We start from the raw sequence: 15,006 nt of genomic DNA on the forward strand, positions 1-15,006 counted from the left end.
ACGGCGTTTTTTTCGCTAAAGTAGATGAGAGCGGTAGAAACCGCTGGCCAAGGTTCATGCGCCTTGGCCACACCAGGGATCTTGCTTCAGCCAAAGCAGCTGGTGAAAACCGGCTAGCCAATAACGTCTAAAGAGGTGTGTTAATGAAACGTCATGCTTTTTCCGCAGCCGCCTTCTCGGGAGCCCTGTTGGGCGCTGCTATGTTCTCTGCCCCGGCCGTGGCGCAGGACCGTTTCATCACCATCGGCACCGGCGGTCAGACCGGGGTCTACTACGTGGTGGGCCAGTCGGTATGCCGCATGGTGAATCGCGGCAGCGACGAGCACAACATCCGCTGTAACGCCCCCTCCACCGGTGGCTCCGTGGCTAACGTCAACGGCATGAAGAGCGGTGAGCTCGACATGGGCGTGGTGCAGTCCGACGTGCAGTACCGCGCCTACCACGGTGAGGCCAACTTCGAGTCCGATGGCGCCTGGGAAGAGATGCGTGCCGTCTTCACCATGCACGGCGAGCCGCTGACCGTGGTCGCGCGTGCCGACTCCGGTATCGAGCACTTCTCCGATTTCCCCGGCAAGCGCGTCAACATCGGCAACCCGGGCTCCGGCCAGCGCAACACCATGAACGTGGTGATGGAGGCCATGGGCTGGGATACCGGTACCTTCTCGCTGGCGTCGCAGCTGGATGCCGCCGAGCAGGCCGCGGCTCTGTCCGACAACAACATCGACGCCATGGTCTATGTGGTCGGTCACCCCAACGGTTCCATCCAGGAAGCCACCACCACCATCGACGCGCGCATCATCCCGGTGACCGGCGATGAAATCGATGCCCTGATCGAGGAGTACCCCTACTACACCCGTTCGGTGATCCCCGGCGGCCTCTACCGTGGCAACGACGAAGACGTCGAAACCTTTGGCGTCGCGGCCACCTTCGTGACTTCCGCTGACGTAGATGAAGAAGTCGTCTACGAAACCGTCAAGGCGGTGTTCGAGAACTTCGACCGCTTCAAGCGTCTGCATCCGGCCTTCGAGAACCTCAACGAAGAGGACATGATCTCCGAGGGTCTGACCGCACCGCTGCATGACGGCGCCGCTCGCTACTATCGTGAGCGTGGCTGGATCGAGTGAGAGGCAGGGGGGAACACTCCCTTCGGTAAAATGCGCGGACCCTGCGGGTCCGCGCATCTGTTTGGGTCAGTCGCTGAGACATTACCTACGGTGACTGCACTCAGGAGTCAAGCCAATGGGGCACGACGGTAATGACTGACGAAAAGACGAATCCACGAAAACCCGAGGTCGACCTGGAGGACATGATTGCCTCCAGCGATACCGGGGCGCGCAAGCCGCTGGGGGTGCCCGGCAAGCTGCTGGTCGGTGTGGCTGCCGCCTGGTCGCTGTTCCAGCTCTGGATCGCCTCGCCGCTGCCCTATATTTTCCGCATCGGGTTATTCAATGCCGCCGAAACGCGCTCCATTCACCTGGCATTTGCCATGTTTCTGGCCTTTATGGCCTATCCGGCGCTGAAGCGTTCGCCGCGCGACCGCATACCGCTGCAGGACTGGCTGCTGGCGCTGGTAGGGGCCTTCTGCGCCGCCTACACCTTTCTTTTTTATGCGGAGCTTTCCGACCGCCCCGGGTCGCCCATTCTGCGCGACGTGATCATTGGTGTGGTCGGTATTCTGGTACTGCTCGAGGCGACCCGGCGCGCCCTGGGGCCGCCGCTGGCAATCGTCGCTTCGATATTCCTTCTCTACTCGCTGTTCGGACCCTACATGCCGGGCATTCTGGCCCATCGCGGGGTCAGCCTGTATGGCCTGATCAACCATCAGTGGCTCACGGCTCAGGGCGTGTTCGGTATCGCCTTGGGGGTGTCGACCAGCTTCGTCTTCCTCTTCGTGCTGTTCGGCGCCCTGCTCGACAAGGCCGGGGCCGGCAACTATTTCATCAAGGTCGCCTTCTCGCTGCTGGGTCACTTCAAGGGCGGGCCGGCCAAGGCCGCCGTAGTGGCGTCGGGGATGACAGGCCTGATTTCCGGTTCTTCCATTGCCAATACCGTGACCACCGGCACCTTCACCATCCCCATGATGAAGCGAGTGGGCTTCTCGGCAGAAAAGGCCGGTGCGGTCGAGGTCTCCTCGTCGGTGAACGGGCAGATCATGCCGCCGGTCATGGGGGCTGCGGCCTTCCTGATGGTCGAATACGTCGGCATTTCTTACGTGGAGGTGATCAAGCACGCCTTCCTGCCGGCGGTAATCTCCTATATCGCGCTAATCTACATCGTGCATCTGGAAGCGCTCAAAGCCGACATGAAGGGGCTGCCTTCCAGCAACCCGGTACGGCCGCTACTCAACAAAGTGTTGGGCTTCCTGACCGGCCTGATCCTGCTGATGGCGCTGTCGTTTGCCGTCTACTACGGCCTGGGCTGGCTCAAGCCGGTGCTGGGCGATGCCACGCCCTGGGTCGTCGGCTTGGGGCTGGCCGCCATCTACGTGGGTCTGCTGAAGCTCGGTTCGTTCTATCCTGAGCTCGAGCTCGACGATCCCACGTCCAGGGTCGTCACGTTGCCCCGTACCAAGCCCACGGTGATGGTGGGGTTGCACTACATCCTGCCGGTGATCGTGCTGGTGTGGTGCCTGATGGTGGAGCGTCTGTCGCCCGGGCTGTCGGCCTTCTGGGCCACGGTGTTCATGATCTTCATCATGATCACTCAGCGTCCCATCACCGCCTTCTTCCGCGGCCGTAGCCGTCTCGCTGCCGACATCAAGGAGGGTTTTCTCGATCTGTGGGACGGTCTGGTCGCCGGTGCCCGCAACATGATCGGCATCGGTATCGCGACGGCTACCGCAGGCATCGTGGTAGGTGCGGTCTCGCAGACCGGTGTCGGCCTGGTGCTGGCCGACGTGGTCGAGATCCTGGCCATGGGCAACCTGATGCTGATCCTGCTGCTCACCGCGGTGCTCAGCCTGATCCTCGGCATGGGGCTGCCCACCACCGCCAACTACATCGTGGTATCGGCGCTGATGGCACCGGTCATCGTGATGCTGGGGCAGCAGAACGGCCTGATCGTGCCGCTGATCGCGGTGCACCTGTTCGTGTTCTACTTCGGCATCATGGCCGACGTGACGCCGCCGGTGGGGCTGGCCTCGTTCGCTGCGGCCGCGGTATCGGGCGGCGATCCGCTGCGCACCGGCTTCCAGGCGTTCTACTACAGCCTGCGTACCGCGGCGCTGCCGTTCCTGTTCATCTTCAACACCGACCTGCTGTTGATCGACGTCGGTTGGCTCCAGGGCATCGTGATATTCATCATAGCGACCATCGCCATGTTGATATTCGCCGCCGGGACCCAGGGCTATCTGCTGGTACGCAGCCGCTGGTACGAATCGGTCCTGCTGCTGCTGGTGGCCTTCACCCTGTTCCGCCCCGCTTACTGGATGGATCGCATCCACGATCCCTATCAGTCGATCCCCCCGGCCGAGTTCGCCCAGGTGCTGGGCCAGGTCGAGGATGGCAGCCAGCTGCGCGTACAGATCGCCGGCGAGGACGCCTTCGGCGATCCCATGACCACCTACCTGCTGGTGCCGGTGCCACGCGGTGACAGCGCCGAGGAGCGCATGGAGCGGCTGGGCATGGAGCTGTGGGTCGATGGCGATCAGGCTACGGTCGACTTCGTCGAGTTCGGTAGCCTGGCGGCGGACATCGGCTTCGACTTCGATCAGGAGATCATCGAGGTACTGGCGCCGGTGGATCGCTGGGCCAAGGAGTGGATGTGGATCCCCGGCTTCCTGTTGTTCGGCCTGGTGGTGCTGTTGCAGCGTCGGCGTAAGCTTCAGCAGCCGTCGTCGACCGCCCACGCCTGAGGAGGGTGCAGAGATGTACGACAAGATTCTGCTGGCTGTGGATCTCAACGAGGAGTCGTCGTGGGCCAAGGCGTTGCCCACGGCGGTGACCCTGTGCCGCACCTTCGGTGCATCGTTGCACGTGGTCACGGTGCTGCCGGATTACCACATGCCGTTGGTGGGTTCCTACTTCCCGCGTGATTTCGCCAAGAAGGCCCACGAGGCAATTTCCCAGGCCCAGCACCGTTTCATCGAGGAGCACGTGCCCGATGACATCAAGGTGCAGTCGGTGATCGTCGACGGCTCGCCCTGGGAGGCGATCGTCAAGTCGGCCAAGAAGCTCGAGGTCGACCTGATCGTCATGGCATCGCACAACAAGCGCAAGTTCGCCGACTACGTGCTGGGTCCCAACGCCGAGCACGTGGTCCATCACACCAAGATGTCGGTGATGATCGTGCGCTGAGTGCGTGAGTCGTCATGCAGGAAACGCAGAGACCCGGCCATCGGCCGGGTCTCTGCGTTCAGGCGTACATGTCGAGCGGTATCAGGACAGATCCAGCTCGGCGACATGGTGGGCCGTTTCCCCCGTGTCGTCCTGCCAGGTGAACTCCGCCTCTGCACTCTCCGCGGGAGTGAGAAAGAAGCGCAGGTAGGGGTTGGCGGAAACCGCCTGATGCAGGTCGGCCTCGAACACCACGTCGCCATCGATGGAGACGCTGAAACGCTCGACGATGTGGCGGGGCAGGGTTTCTCCGTCATCGCCTTCGCGCAGCCCGGTTTCCATGGGGTGGTTGATCAGTGTGCGTACCTCGGCAGGTTCCCCGGCGGACAGCCCCGAGGAAACGCTGACGCGCGGATTGGAGAGCGCGTCGTTGGCATCGTTGCCGTTACGCATCAGACAGCCGCTCACGGTGATGCGAACCTCGCGTGAGGTGGCGAAGCGCTCGCCCTGGTGGCTGGTAGCGATGGCAATGACCTGCTGGGTTTCGTTCAGCCGTACCCGGGTGGAGATCTCCGGTTTGGCACTCAGTTGGGTCAGACGGAAGGTGGCCACCTCGGGATAGGGGTTGCCGTTGGCGAACAGATCGATGCGCTCGATGTAATCGCCCTCGGCGAGTTCGCCGTCGAAGTTGACGGTGAGCGGCACGGCGGAGCCGTCTTCGGATACGTGCGGCAGGTCGAGCGTCAGTCCCTCGGTGCGGGGCTCGCTCTCGCCCAGCACGCTCTGAGCGGCTTCCAGGCGCTGCCACGGCTCGTTGGCGAGCCCGGGCATGGCGAAACTGGCCAGACCGATGCCGGCGCAGGCCAGGGTCAGCCCGCGCAGCAGACGGCGGCGAGAGGCGTCGTGACGAGAGTAACGGAACGGATGCATGGACTCCTCCAGTTGATCAATGCTTTGACAGCGCCAGCGGCCCGCGGATTCCCAGCCGCGCACCCAGCACGATGCCGGCCACGGCGAGGAACGAGGCGAGCGACAGCGTCGAGAAGCCCGACAGCCCCTGGCCGATGGAGCAGCCCAGGGACATCACGCCGCCTATGCCCATGAGGATGCCCCCCGCCATGCTGCGCAGCATATGGGCAGGCGAGTCGAACGAATGCAGGCGAAAGTCCCGCCGCAGCAGCGCCATTGCCAGCGCACCCAGCACTACGCCACCCACAACGCTGACGCCGAAGCCCAGGCGGGTGCCGGTGGAGAGCATCAGGTACTGCAGCGACTCGCCGATGGGTGCGACGAAGGTGAGGCTGGCCAGGCGCACCGGTTCGAAGTCGTCGAAGCCGAGCACGCCGGTGGTGTACCAGCTGGCAGGCACCAGGCCGCCGATGGCAAGGCCGCTGGCCCACTCTCGCGGAGTGTTACGAAAGGCCTGGCTGGTGAAGGCCCAGGCGCACAGGCCGCCACCCACCAACAGCGCCGGCAGCCAGCCCGGCAGGCCGATCAGATTCGGCAGGGTGGCTGCGGGAAGACGTAGCGTGGTAGCTCCCTCGAGCCACAGCCGCAACGGGGCCAGCACGCCCGATAGCACCATGAAGGCTGCCAGGCCCAGGCACACCAGCACCACGAAGCTGCGCAGGTTGCCGCTGCCGAGCAGTACCAGAGCGCGAGCCCCGCAGCCGTTGGCCAGGGCCATGCCGTAGCCGAAGAGCAGGCCGCCCAGCGGCACGGCGAGCCAGGAGAACCTGTCGACGGCGTACAGCGAGGCATTGAGCGAGACCAGCCCGATTGCGGCCAGACCCTGACTGCCCAGCACGGCCACGCCCATGGCCACGGCGAAGGCCCGCAGCTTGCGTGAGTCGCCCTGTGTCGTGGCGTTGACCACACCGCGCAGCAGGCAGAAGCCGGAGAGCTGACCGACGGCGCCGAAGACAAGGCCGATCGTCAACCCCGCCCAAACGACCAGCTCGGTATGACTCATGGTGCGCAGCTCCTCGAGAAATACGATGTAATGAAAAAGTTAATGAAAAGGACCGCCCGCAGGCGGCCCTTCGATGACGCCACCTTGGGTGGCCGAGCAGTATAGCGCCTTGCCGCGATGGAGTTCAGGTCTGCGTGCCCCAGGTGTCCTGGCAGATGGCGTTGTACCAGCCGACGGCGTACTGGGCTTCCAGCGCCCGCGTGGTGCTGGGAGCGCCTGTCGGGCTCACGCCGCCGGAGCCTTCCACTTCGGCAATCGCGCCGTCCACCACGCGGTAGACTCCGGCCACCGAGATACCGTACTCGGGACCCACCAGGCTGTAGCAGGTGTTGGTCCAGTAGGCCTCGGGCGCCGGGCGCGACTCGAGCGAAGCGGCGATGGCAGCCGCCACGACCTTTGCCTGGGCGTTGGCGCAGAAGCCCGACTTGGGCATCGGCGCGGCAACGGTGGCATCGCCGATCACGTAGATGTCCTCGACCTGCCGCGACTCGAAGGTCTCGGGCTTGACCGGCACCCAGCCGGAGTCGTCGGTGACGCCGGCACGTTCGGCGATCCAGCCGGCCTTCTGCGGCGGGATGACGTTGAGCACGTCGGCCTTGTGCACGGTGCCGAATTCGGTTTCCACCTCCAGACGCTCGGCGTCCACCCGAGTGACGCGGCCGTCGTTGGAGAGGCCTACCCACTCGATACGATCGCCGTAGAGCTGCTCCCAGCCCTCCATGAACAGCCCCTGCTTGGAGAAGTTGTCCTTGGCGTCGAGGATCAGCACCTTGGACTTGGGCTTGTACTGGGCCAGATAGTTGGCCACGAGGCTGGCGCGCTCGTAGGGGCCTGGCGGGCAGCGGAAGGGGTTTTCCGGGGCCACCATGACGAAGGTACCGCCGTCTTCCATCGCTTCCAACTGGGCACGCAGCTTCTCCGTCTGACTGCCGGCCTTCCAGGCATGGGGCGCTTTCTCGGCAGCCGCTTCGTCGTAACCCTCGAGCGCGTTCCAGCGGATGTCGATCCCCGGGGAGAGCACCAGCCTGTCGTAGTCGAGCTCGCTGCCGGTGGAGAGGGTGACCTTGTGCGCGGCGGCGTCGACGTCCTCGACCATGGCATGGATCACGCGGACCCCATAGCGATCCTGCAGCTCGTCATAGCCGTGGGCGATCTCATCCATGCTGCGCAGTCCGCCCAGATGCAGGTTGCTGAACGGGCAGGTGTAGAAGGTCTCGGCCGGCTCGACCAGTATCACCTCGATGGCCGGATTGGCCCGCTTGAGATACTTGGCCGCCGTGGCACCACCGAAGCCGCCGCCCACGACGACGACCTTGCCGGCGTGCTGTCCGCCGATGGCGAAGGGCGTGACGCCGCCCACCAGGGGCAGCAGCGAGGCGGCACCCAGGCCCTTGATCAGTTGCCGGCGGTTGATGCCGGAACGTTGGGAATGCTGTGTCATGGCGCGCCTCACTCCTGCGGTTCTTGTTCTGCTTGCGAATCGTCATCGCCGTCTGGGTCGATGGCGGCAAAGTGGGCCGCCAGGGCGGCCAGCTCCTCGTCGGTGAAGCCCTTGGCGATCCGATCCATGATGGTGGTATCGCTCTGTTCCTCGTGCTTGAACGCGAGTAGCCGCGCCTCGAGGACTGAGGCAGGCCGCCCGGCGATGGTCGGCACACTGCCTACCAGGCGGCCATCGGTGCCGTGGCAGTTGGCGCAGGCGGCGGCCATGAGGTCAACCTGCTCGGAGGAGAAGCTGGGTTCGGCGAGTCCCTTGGCGGCGATGCCCCCGAACAGCAGCACCCCCAGCACCGGTGCGGCCGCCCTGCGAAAGAACCGTTTCATCGACAGGCTCCTGATTGCGTTATCTGTTGTTCAACTGTCCGTAAGCCGGATGTTAAAGCCAACGGCAGAGGCTCAGAAGGAATACTTCGGCATTCTCTTATGACTGAATATACAACAATGGGCCGCTGTTATTCCTGAAGCTCTCCAGCAAGCCCCGCAAGGGACACGATGCCCGTCCGGGCGAAGCAGCGTGGAAGGATCGCGGCGGTTTCGCGCGCAGCGTTGACAACTTTGCGCGGCACTCTTGTGTGCGGTCAACTAGAGTGGAAATTACGAAGACAACAAGACGTCGTCTGGACCTCCCGACCGGAAAGACGCTTGCCAGTCCCTACCAAGGCGACCAAACGGGGTACGACAATGAATGCAGCGACCAGATCAGGGCAGAGCTCCGCACCCAACGTCAAGATCACCATCAACCCCATTGGCATGGACAGACCGCGAGCCTGGCTGGCAGCGGGTTTCGAGGATTTCCGCCGGGCCACGGCCGTCAGTCTCGCTTACGGCATGTTCTGGGTCGGCTTGAGTATCGCCGTCACGGCCGGGGCCATCGTCCTCGATCTGTGGCACTGGCTACTGCCTCTGGTGGCCGGTTTCATGTTCATCGGCCCGCTGGTCGCGGTAGGTTCCTACGGGATCAGTCGGGCGCTCGAGGCGGGGCGCGTACCGCATCTCGGCGACGCCTTCGGCGCCTGGCGGCCCCATGCCGGGCAGCTGGCAATGATGGGCGTGATGATGATGATCTTCTTCCTGGCCTGGATTCGTCTGGCAACCCTGCTCTTCGCGCTCTTCTTCGGCTTCGAGGCGCCGGGTGTGGCGGAGCTCTACGCTTCTCTGCTGACCACGCCGGAAGGGCTCGGACTGATCGCGGTTGGCACCGCGGCGGGAGCGGTGCTGGCCTTCGGTGCCTTTTCCATCAGTGTGGTCGCCATTCCGACGCTGATGGACCAGGACCTGACTTTCATGGAGGGCATCGAAGCGAGCGTGCGCACCGTTGCGCGCAACTTCAAGCCGATGCTGCTGTGGGCAGTCATTCTGACCGGCAGCGTGCTGATTGGCATGATGACGTTCTACATCGGCCTGGCGCTGATCCTGCCGGTACTGGGGCATGCCAGCTGGCACGCTTATGAGGATCTGGTTCGCTGTGAGCCGGTAGAGCAACTGAAGTCGTGATCCCCCCTGGCAGGAGGCCGGCGCCTCCTGCCAGTCCAGAATACGCTTTTCCTAACTGAACTTTTCTTCAGTTTCGCGTACGCTTGGCCCATCCCAATGACTCGGACAGTCCACTATGCCTCGATCATGGCCAAGCTGTGTAATGGCGGTAGCCGCTTTGCTGATTTCCTCGACCTTCCAACCCGTACAGGCAGCGCCGCTGCCGCCACCCGAGGGTGAGATACTGCTCAGGGTGACGGGCAATATCGAGTATCCGAACGTTGACGGCGAGCTGCAGCTTGACCTGGACCAGTTGATGACGCTCTCTCCACACGTGATAGAGACGGCCACACCCTGGACGGAGGGAGTCGGACGCTTCGAGGGACCGCTGTTTCGCGCCGTGCTGGAAGCGGCTGGTGCGGAAGGTGAGCGGGTCCGGGTAACGTCCCTGAACGAGTACGAAATCGAGATACCCTGGTCCGATCTGCACGATTACGACGTGATTCTCGCCGTCATGCGAGATGGCGAGCCCATCGCGGTGCGCGACCTGGGACCCGTGCTGGTGCTCTATCCGTTCGATGAGCGCCCCGAACTGCTCAACGAAACCATCCGCCATCGCTCCGTCTGGCACGTGGGTACCGTCGATGTGCAGTGAGGTCTCGTGGCGAAGCCTTAGTTCGAGGCGCTGAAGCATGTTGCGCTATCCGCTGCGACTGAAGCTGGGAGCGGTGTCGGCCCTGCTGTTCTTCGCTGCTGCCCTGGTGGTGGTGGGGTTGGCAGCATGGCGTCAGGAGGAGCTGCATCAGAGCGTCATCGGCGATGCTGCCTGGCATGCCTACAAGCTCGATCGCGACATCATCCAGTTGCGCAGCGATCTGGTGCAGCAGGTCGGCAGTGCCCGTTCACTGGAAGCCCTGCGGCTGCGGTTCGAACTGATCTACAGCCGGGTCAACCTGCTGCAGCGTGGCGATGTCAACCAACTGCTGCAGCAAATCCCCTTGGCCAAGCGGCTGCTGCCGGACCTGATCGTGCTCATGGCCGACATCGACAGTCTGCTCGATGAAATCGACCAGTTGGGGCAGGAAGAACGCTGGGTGTTGTCCGACCGGCTGGAGCGGGTCGGGGGGCTGACCGAGCAGCTGATCATCGCCGTCAATGGCCACCTTGCCGAATCGGCCACCCGCGACCGGGAGGCGCTGCAGACGCTGTATGCGCTGCTGCTGGCACTGATCATGGCCATGAGTCTGGCGGCGCTGATGGTGGTAGTGTTCCTGGTGCGGGAGGCGCGCGACAATGCCGAGGCTCGGCGTTCGCTGGAGTCGCTGAGTCGCGAACTACAGGCTACCGCGCATCGCGCCGAGGCCGCCAGTCAGGCCAAATCGGAGTTCCTGGCCACCGTCAGCCACGAGATTCGCACGCCGTTGAACGGGGTCATCGGCATGAGCGACCTGCTCCTGGACCAGCCGATCGATCCGAAATCGCGGGAGTACGCCCGCACCCTGCATGTCAGCGCCGCACGGTTGCTGGAACTGATCAACGACATACTCGATTTCTCCAAGATTGAATCGGGCAAGCTGGAGCTCGAACGGCGCCCGATTCGCCTGACCACGCTGATCGGCGAGGCCTGTCGGTTGTTCGGGCCGCATGCCGAGGCCAAGGGGCTCAAACTGACGACGGCGCTATCACCGGCGTTGCCTGAGCACGTGATGGGCGATCCGGCACGGTTGCGTCAGGTGCTGCTCAACCTGCTCTCCAACGCCATCAAGTTCACCGAACACGGTGAGGTCCGTGTCGAGGCGGCGTTGAGCGAGCAGGGCGAGCTGGTACTCGCCGTGAGAGATACGGGGCCCGGGGTTGCGCTGGAGAAGCAGGATTGGCTTTTCGAACCCTTTAGACAGGCAGACGCCTCGACGGCCAGGCGCTACGGAGGTACCGGGCTGGGCCTCGCCATTTGTCGTCGCCTGACGGAAGCCATGGGCGGCAGAATCGGGGTCGACAGCGCCCCCGGCCAGGGCAGTCGCTTCTGGGTCGTGATGCCGCTGGAGACGGTGGTTTCCAATGAGCCTGAATCACCGGTGTTCCAACCGATTCTGGAACCCGCTGCAGGCGGGAAGGTGCTGCTGGTCGAAGACAACCCGGTCAACCAGCAGGTGGCCGTGGCGATGCTGGAACGCCACGGCTGTACGGTCAGCGTTGCAGACAGCGGAGAGAAGGCCCTGGAAGTGGCGGGTCGTGAGAGTTTCGACATGATCTTCATGGACGTACAGATGCCCGGCATGGACGGTCTGGAAACGACTCGTCGCCTGCGCTCGAGAGGGGGCTGGCTTGCCGAAGTGCCTATCGTGGCGATGACGGCAGGGGGACCGGGAGCCGAGCGCGAGCGCTGTCTGGTTACTGGCATGAGCGGTTACCTCGCGAAGCCGCTGCGACGCGCCGAACTGGCAGCTGCGCTGCGCCAGGGTCTGTCCGGGAAGGAGCGGGCCGAGGGGGCGGAAGAAAGCGTAGGTGCCGACATGCTGGATGAGGGTGTGCTCGGGGAGTTGCGCGAGTCGCTGGGACTGGAGGCGCTGGCGGCCTTGTTTGCGGTGCATCGTGAACAGCTGCAGCAACACACCGAGAGCCTGGAGCAGGCCTTCGAGCAGGGGGATCTAGCGGCTCTTGCCGCGCGTGCACACCGGCTCAAAGGGGAGTCGGGCAGTCTTGGCGGGCGCAGGTTAGCCGACTCGGCCCGGCGCCTTGAGCTTGCCGCGCGGCATGAGCGGCAAGACGAAGCGGCCGTCGAGCTCAGGGTCCTGCAGGCCAGCATTCCCGTCACCCTCGAGGCGCTGGAGAGCTGGCTGAGTGCCTGCCAAGACTGATGTGACCTCTCTCTAGCGAGTGTCAGGCCTCGGGTTCGATGCGATAGAGCCCGCCATCGCTCTCGTCGGTGAGCACATAGAGCATGCCATCGGGGCCCTGGCGCACGTCGCGAATACGGCCCAGCTCGTTCTCCAGCAGGATCTCTTCATGGGCGATGGTTTCGCCGTCCAGCACCACGCGATGGAGGCGCTCGGCATAGAGCGCACCGATGAAGAGATTGCCTTGCCAGCCCGGGAACTCATCCCCGGTGTAGAACGTCAGCCCCGAGGGCGCCAGGGTGTCTTCCCAGACGTGTACCGGAGGCTTGACGCCGGGCGCCACCTCGCCGATGCCGATGAACTCGTCGGTGTCGTATTCCCGTCCGAAGGAGACCTGTGGCCAGCCGTGGTTGCTGCCGGCCTCGGCGACGTAGAGTTGCTCGCCGCCGCCCGAAGGACCGTGATCGATGGCCCACAGCTCGCCGGTCTCGGGGTGCAGTGCCAGCCCCTGATTGTTGCGGTGGCCGTAGGAGAAGATCTCGGGACGCAGGTTGCCCGGTTCCGCCTCGATGAAGGGATTGCCCTCGAAGGCGCCGCCATCCTCATGCAGGCGAATGATCGAGCCACCCGGATCGGTGAGATCCTGGGAAGGGTAGCGAATGCCGCGGTCGCCGATGGAGAACATCACGCTGCCGTCGCCGGGAAAGACGATGCGCGAACCGTAGTGACGGCCGGGTGCGGTGCGCGGCACCTGGGCATAGATCGTCTCGAGATCGGTCAGCTCGCTGCCGTCGTCGCTCAGGCGGGCGCGGGCCAGCGCCGTGCCTGTGCCGTACTCGTCGTCGCCCATGACCGAGTCGTCGTCACCGGGGCTGGAGTAGGTGAAGTAGATCCAGCCGTTGTCGTCGTAATCGGGATGTACGACGACATCCAGCAGGCCGCCCTGGTTGCCACCTTCGGGGGCGGGCTTCTGATCTTCGTCGGTGTCGATCTTTGGCAGATTGCCGACCTCGGTCACCTCATCGCCGTCGACTAGATACAGGTTGCCCGGGCGTGCGGTGATCAGCATTCGCTCGTCCGGCAGCCAGGCGACGGCCCAGGGGTGTTCGATACCGCCCACCACCTGAGTCACGGTCAGGGTGGCTTCTTCGCTCTCCACGCCGGAGGCCACCTCTTCATTGGTGACCTGGACGTCGGCGTGGGCGAGTCCGGCGAATGCCATGCCGCCGGTTACGGCGAGGGCGAGCGGGGTGCGCGTAAAGCGCGGATGGGATGAGAATCCATGGAACTGCATATCGCGGTGCTCCTTGCAGGCGAGATGAGGGAGAGACGCCGTGAAGCGCCGGTCCCTTGCCAGCGTAGGAAAACCCAGCGGGCTCCTCAAGTTGGACCTGGGCCCAATGAAGGGGCGTTTCTCCCTCCAAAGTACCGTCTTGGCGAGACCTCTCCAGTGCTTTACTGAGGTTGCCGTCGCCCATCGGCGCGGTGCCACTCGACACGACAACAACCTTGGAGGAACCGCCATGTGGACCAAGCCCAGCTTTCGTGACCTGCGCCTCGGCTTCGAAGTCACCCTGTACATTGCCAACCGCTGATAGACCGACGTCACGGGGCCGAGAGGTCCCGTGTTTCAGCTTCAGGAGAGTGCCATGCAGGTGCTGATACTCGGCTCGGCGGCGGGCGGTGGATTCCCGCAGTGGAATTGCAACTGTCGCAACTGCCGCGACGTGCGTCTCGGCCAACCCGGCTTCGTGGCGAGAACCCAGTCGTCGATAGCGGTGAGCATAGACGGCGAGCGCTGGCTGCTGTGCAACGCCTCGCCCGACATCCGTGCCCAGCTCGGTGTCTCTCCGGGGCTCTTTCCCAGGCGCGGCCTGCGTCACACCGGCATTGCCGAGGTGCTGCTGGTGGATGCGCAGATCGATCACGTGAGTGGGCTGCTGTCACTACGTGAGGGGTGCCCGCTCGACGTCTGGTGCACGCCCAGCGTGCATGACGACCTTTCCAGCGGCTTTCCGCTGTTCCCCATGCTGCGCCACTGGAACGGTGGACTCAACTGGCGCGAGATCCCGCTGGCAGGGGAGCGTGAGCGCTGCACCTTCCAGGTGCCGAGCTGCCCCGGGCTCGAGATCACCGCACTCTCGTTGAGCTCCAATGCGCCGCCTTATTCGCCGCGCCGCGGCGCACCGGCCACCGGCGACAACCTGGGGCTGCTGCTGCGCGACACGCTGACGGGCGGCGTGCTGTTCTACGGGCCGGGCCTGGGCGAGCCGAGCGAGGCGGCACGGGAGCTGATGCAGCAGGCCGACTGCGTGCTGGTGGACGGCACCCTGTGGCACGACGACGAGATGATTCGCCTCGGCATCGGCCATGCCACCGGGCGCGACATGGGGCATCTGGCGCTGGCCGGCGAAGCGGGCATGATCGCCGAGCTCGATGCGCTGCCGGAGACAACGCGGCGCATTCTGATTCACATCAACAACACCAATCCCGTGCTCGACGAGGCCTCCCCGGAGCGCGCCGTGCTGAACCGGCGTGGCATCGAGGTGGCCCACGACGGCATGCAGCTGACCCTGTAGCCGCCAGAAGTATCGCCGCCATATAGACAACAACAAGCAAAGACAGGCTGTGTCTGAAAAGTCGGCGAGCGAAGGCCAGACAAGGCAAAAATCAGCGAAAAGACGGAGTTTACGTAGTGTGTAAATGAGTATTTTGAGCTGATTTTTAACGCCGTATGGCCAAGCGCAGACAGTTTTCAGACATAGCCTTGTGTCTCTCCGGGCTTGTTGATTAGCTACCAGCAGGCCTTGGCATCAGGGTGAGCATCCACAGAGCCTGAGGCGCTACAGCCTGGGACTTAGATTATGCCCCCTGATGCCTACTATCTCGATAGCTTGAATGGTATCCAAGCCCCTCCCCAATCGGAGTGAGGCTGCACGAACAAGGAAAG

13 protein-coding genes are annotated in these 15,006 nt (G+C 64.0%); 8 read left to right on the top strand and 5 right to left on the bottom strand.

Going from position 1 to position 15,006, the window contains the following annotated elements:
- Positions 1-143: 143 nt before the first annotated feature.
- From HOP58_RS07935 to HOP58_RS07945, 3 genes are all read left to right on the top strand, one after another.
- Entirely contained in the window at positions 144-1,124 is a 981-nt protein-coding gene (locus HOP58_RS07935) for a TAXI family TRAP transporter solute-binding subunit (RefSeq protein WP_234260029.1), read from the top strand.
- Positions 1,125-1,255: 131 nt separating this feature from the next.
- The gene (locus tag HOP58_RS07940) at positions 1,256-3,853 is read left to right on the top strand and encodes a TRAP transporter permease (protein WP_234260030.1); all 2,598 of its coding nucleotides are present in this window, start codon (positions 1,256-1,258) and stop codon (positions 3,851-3,853) included.
- Positions 3,854-3,866: 13 nt separating this feature from the next.
- Positions 3,867-4,295, top strand: coding sequence for a universal stress protein (locus HOP58_RS07945; RefSeq protein WP_010627028.1), 429 nt, complete (start codon positions 3,867-3,869; stop codon positions 4,293-4,295).
- An 81-nt stretch (positions 4,296-4,376) separates the two neighbouring features.
- Here HOP58_RS07945 and soxZ read toward each other — a convergent pair whose 3' ends face one another.
- The 4 genes from soxZ to HOP58_RS07965 all read right to left on the bottom strand — a co-directional run bounded on the left by soxZ (position 4,377) and on the right by HOP58_RS07965 (position 8,070).
- Positions 4,377-5,204, bottom strand: a complete 828-nt coding sequence (gene soxZ, locus HOP58_RS07950) for a thiosulfate oxidation carrier complex protein SoxZ (protein WP_234260031.1) — start codon at positions 5,202-5,204, stop codon at positions 4,377-4,379.
- 16 nt (positions 5,205-5,220) lie between these two features.
- The gene (locus HOP58_RS07955) at positions 5,221-6,246 is read right to left on the bottom strand and encodes a YeeE/YedE family protein (RefSeq protein WP_234260032.1); all 1,026 of its coding nucleotides are present in this window, start codon (positions 6,244-6,246) and stop codon (positions 5,221-5,223) included.
- A gap of 124 nt (positions 6,247-6,370) precedes the next feature.
- The gene (locus tag HOP58_RS07960) at positions 6,371-7,687 is read right to left on the bottom strand and encodes an NAD(P)/FAD-dependent oxidoreductase (protein WP_234260033.1); all 1,317 of its coding nucleotides are present in this window, start codon (positions 7,685-7,687) and stop codon (positions 6,371-6,373) included.
- Between the two features lie 8 nt (positions 7,688-7,695).
- Entirely contained in the window at positions 7,696-8,070 is a 375-nt protein-coding gene (locus HOP58_RS07965; RefSeq protein ID WP_234260034.1) for a cytochrome c, read from the bottom strand.
- A 357-nt stretch (positions 8,071-8,427) separates the two neighbouring features.
- On the opposite strand from HOP58_RS07965, the gene HOP58_RS07970 reads away from it, so the two are divergent.
- The 3 genes from HOP58_RS07970 (at position 8,428) to HOP58_RS07980 (ending at position 12,077) form a co-directional block, all read left to right on the top strand.
- Positions 8,428-9,240, top strand: a complete 813-nt coding sequence (locus tag HOP58_RS07970) for a DUF2189 domain-containing protein (protein ID WP_010627033.1) — start codon at positions 8,428-8,430, stop codon at positions 9,238-9,240.
- Positions 9,241-9,397: 157 nt separating this feature from the next.
- A complete protein-coding gene (locus tag HOP58_RS07975) occupies positions 9,398-9,874 on the top strand; it encodes a molybdopterin-dependent oxidoreductase (protein ID WP_234260035.1) in 477 nt (158 codons plus the stop codon).
- Positions 9,875-9,911: 37 nt separating this feature from the next.
- Complete coding sequence (locus HOP58_RS07980) at positions 9,912-12,077, top strand: ATP-binding protein (RefSeq protein WP_234260036.1); 2,166 nt, start codon at positions 9,912-9,914, stop codon at positions 12,075-12,077.
- Between the two features lie 22 nt (positions 12,078-12,099).
- Here the strand turns inward: HOP58_RS07980 and HOP58_RS07985 are convergent, their stop codons facing one another.
- Positions 12,100-13,350: a PQQ-dependent sugar dehydrogenase gene (locus tag HOP58_RS07985; RefSeq protein WP_234260037.1), complete on the bottom strand. Its 1,251-nt coding sequence runs from the start codon at positions 13,348-13,350 to the stop codon at positions 12,100-12,102.
- Positions 13,351-13,579: 229 nt separating this feature from the next.
- Between HOP58_RS07985 and pqqA the strand changes: the two genes are divergently transcribed.
- Together pqqA and pqqB are read left to right on the top strand one after the other, a co-directional pair.
- Positions 13,580-13,651 carry a pyrroloquinoline quinone precursor peptide PqqA gene (gene pqqA / locus HOP58_RS07990; protein WP_010627037.1) on the top strand — a complete coding sequence of 24 codons (72 nt, stop codon included), beginning with the start codon at positions 13,580-13,582 and terminating at the stop codon, positions 13,649-13,651.
- A 54-nt stretch (positions 13,652-13,705) separates the two neighbouring features.
- Complete coding sequence (gene pqqB / locus HOP58_RS07995; RefSeq protein WP_234260038.1) at positions 13,706-14,635, top strand: pyrroloquinoline quinone biosynthesis protein PqqB; 930 nt, start codon at positions 13,706-13,708, stop codon at positions 14,633-14,635.
- The last annotated feature ends 371 nt before the right edge of the window (positions 14,636-15,006 follow it).

Origin of the sequence: Halomonas sp. MCCC 1A11062, from assembly GCF_021404355.1 — a bacterium.
Taxonomy (GTDB): domain Bacteria; phylum Pseudomonadota; class Gammaproteobacteria; order Pseudomonadales; family Halomonadaceae; genus Halomonas; species Halomonas aerodenitrificans.

What these genes read in the sequence shown, in the direction of transcription:
- HOP58_RS07935 (WP_234260029.1), top strand. Translation starts at nt 144, where the DNA reads ATGAAACGTCATGCTTTTTCCGCAGCCGCCTTCTCGGGAGCCCTGTTG.
- HOP58_RS07940 (WP_234260030.1), top strand. Translation starts at nt 1,256, where the DNA reads ATGACTGACGAAAAGACGAATCCACGAAAACCCGAGGTCGACCTGGAG.
- HOP58_RS07945 (WP_010627028.1), top strand. Translation starts at nt 3,867, where the DNA reads ATGTACGACAAGATTCTGCTGGCTGTGGATCTCAACGAGGAGTCGTCG.
- soxZ (WP_234260031.1), bottom strand. Translation starts at nt 5,204, where the DNA reads ATGCATCCGTTCCGTTACTCTCGTCACGACGCCTCTCGCCGCCGTCTG.
- HOP58_RS07955 (WP_234260032.1), bottom strand. Translation starts at nt 6,246, where the DNA reads ATGAGTCATACCGAGCTGGTCGTTTGGGCGGGGTTGACGATCGGCCTT.
- HOP58_RS07960 (WP_234260033.1), bottom strand. Translation starts at nt 7,687, where the DNA reads ATGACACAGCATTCCCAACGTTCCGGCATCAACCGCCGGCAACTGATC.
- HOP58_RS07965 (WP_234260034.1), bottom strand. Translation starts at nt 8,070, where the DNA reads ATGAAACGGTTCTTTCGCAGGGCGGCCGCACCGGTGCTGGGGGTGCTG.
- HOP58_RS07970 (WP_010627033.1), top strand. Translation starts at nt 8,428, where the DNA reads ATGAATGCAGCGACCAGATCAGGGCAGAGCTCCGCACCCAACGTCAAG.
- HOP58_RS07980 (WP_234260036.1), top strand. Translation starts at nt 9,912, where the DNA reads ATGTTGCGCTATCCGCTGCGACTGAAGCTGGGAGCGGTGTCGGCCCTG.
- HOP58_RS07985 (WP_234260037.1), bottom strand. Translation starts at nt 13,350, where the DNA reads ATGCAGTTCCATGGATTCTCATCCCATCCGCGCTTTACGCGCACCCCG.
- pqqB (WP_234260038.1), top strand. Translation starts at nt 13,706, where the DNA reads ATGCAGGTGCTGATACTCGGCTCGGCGGCGGGCGGTGGATTCCCGCAG.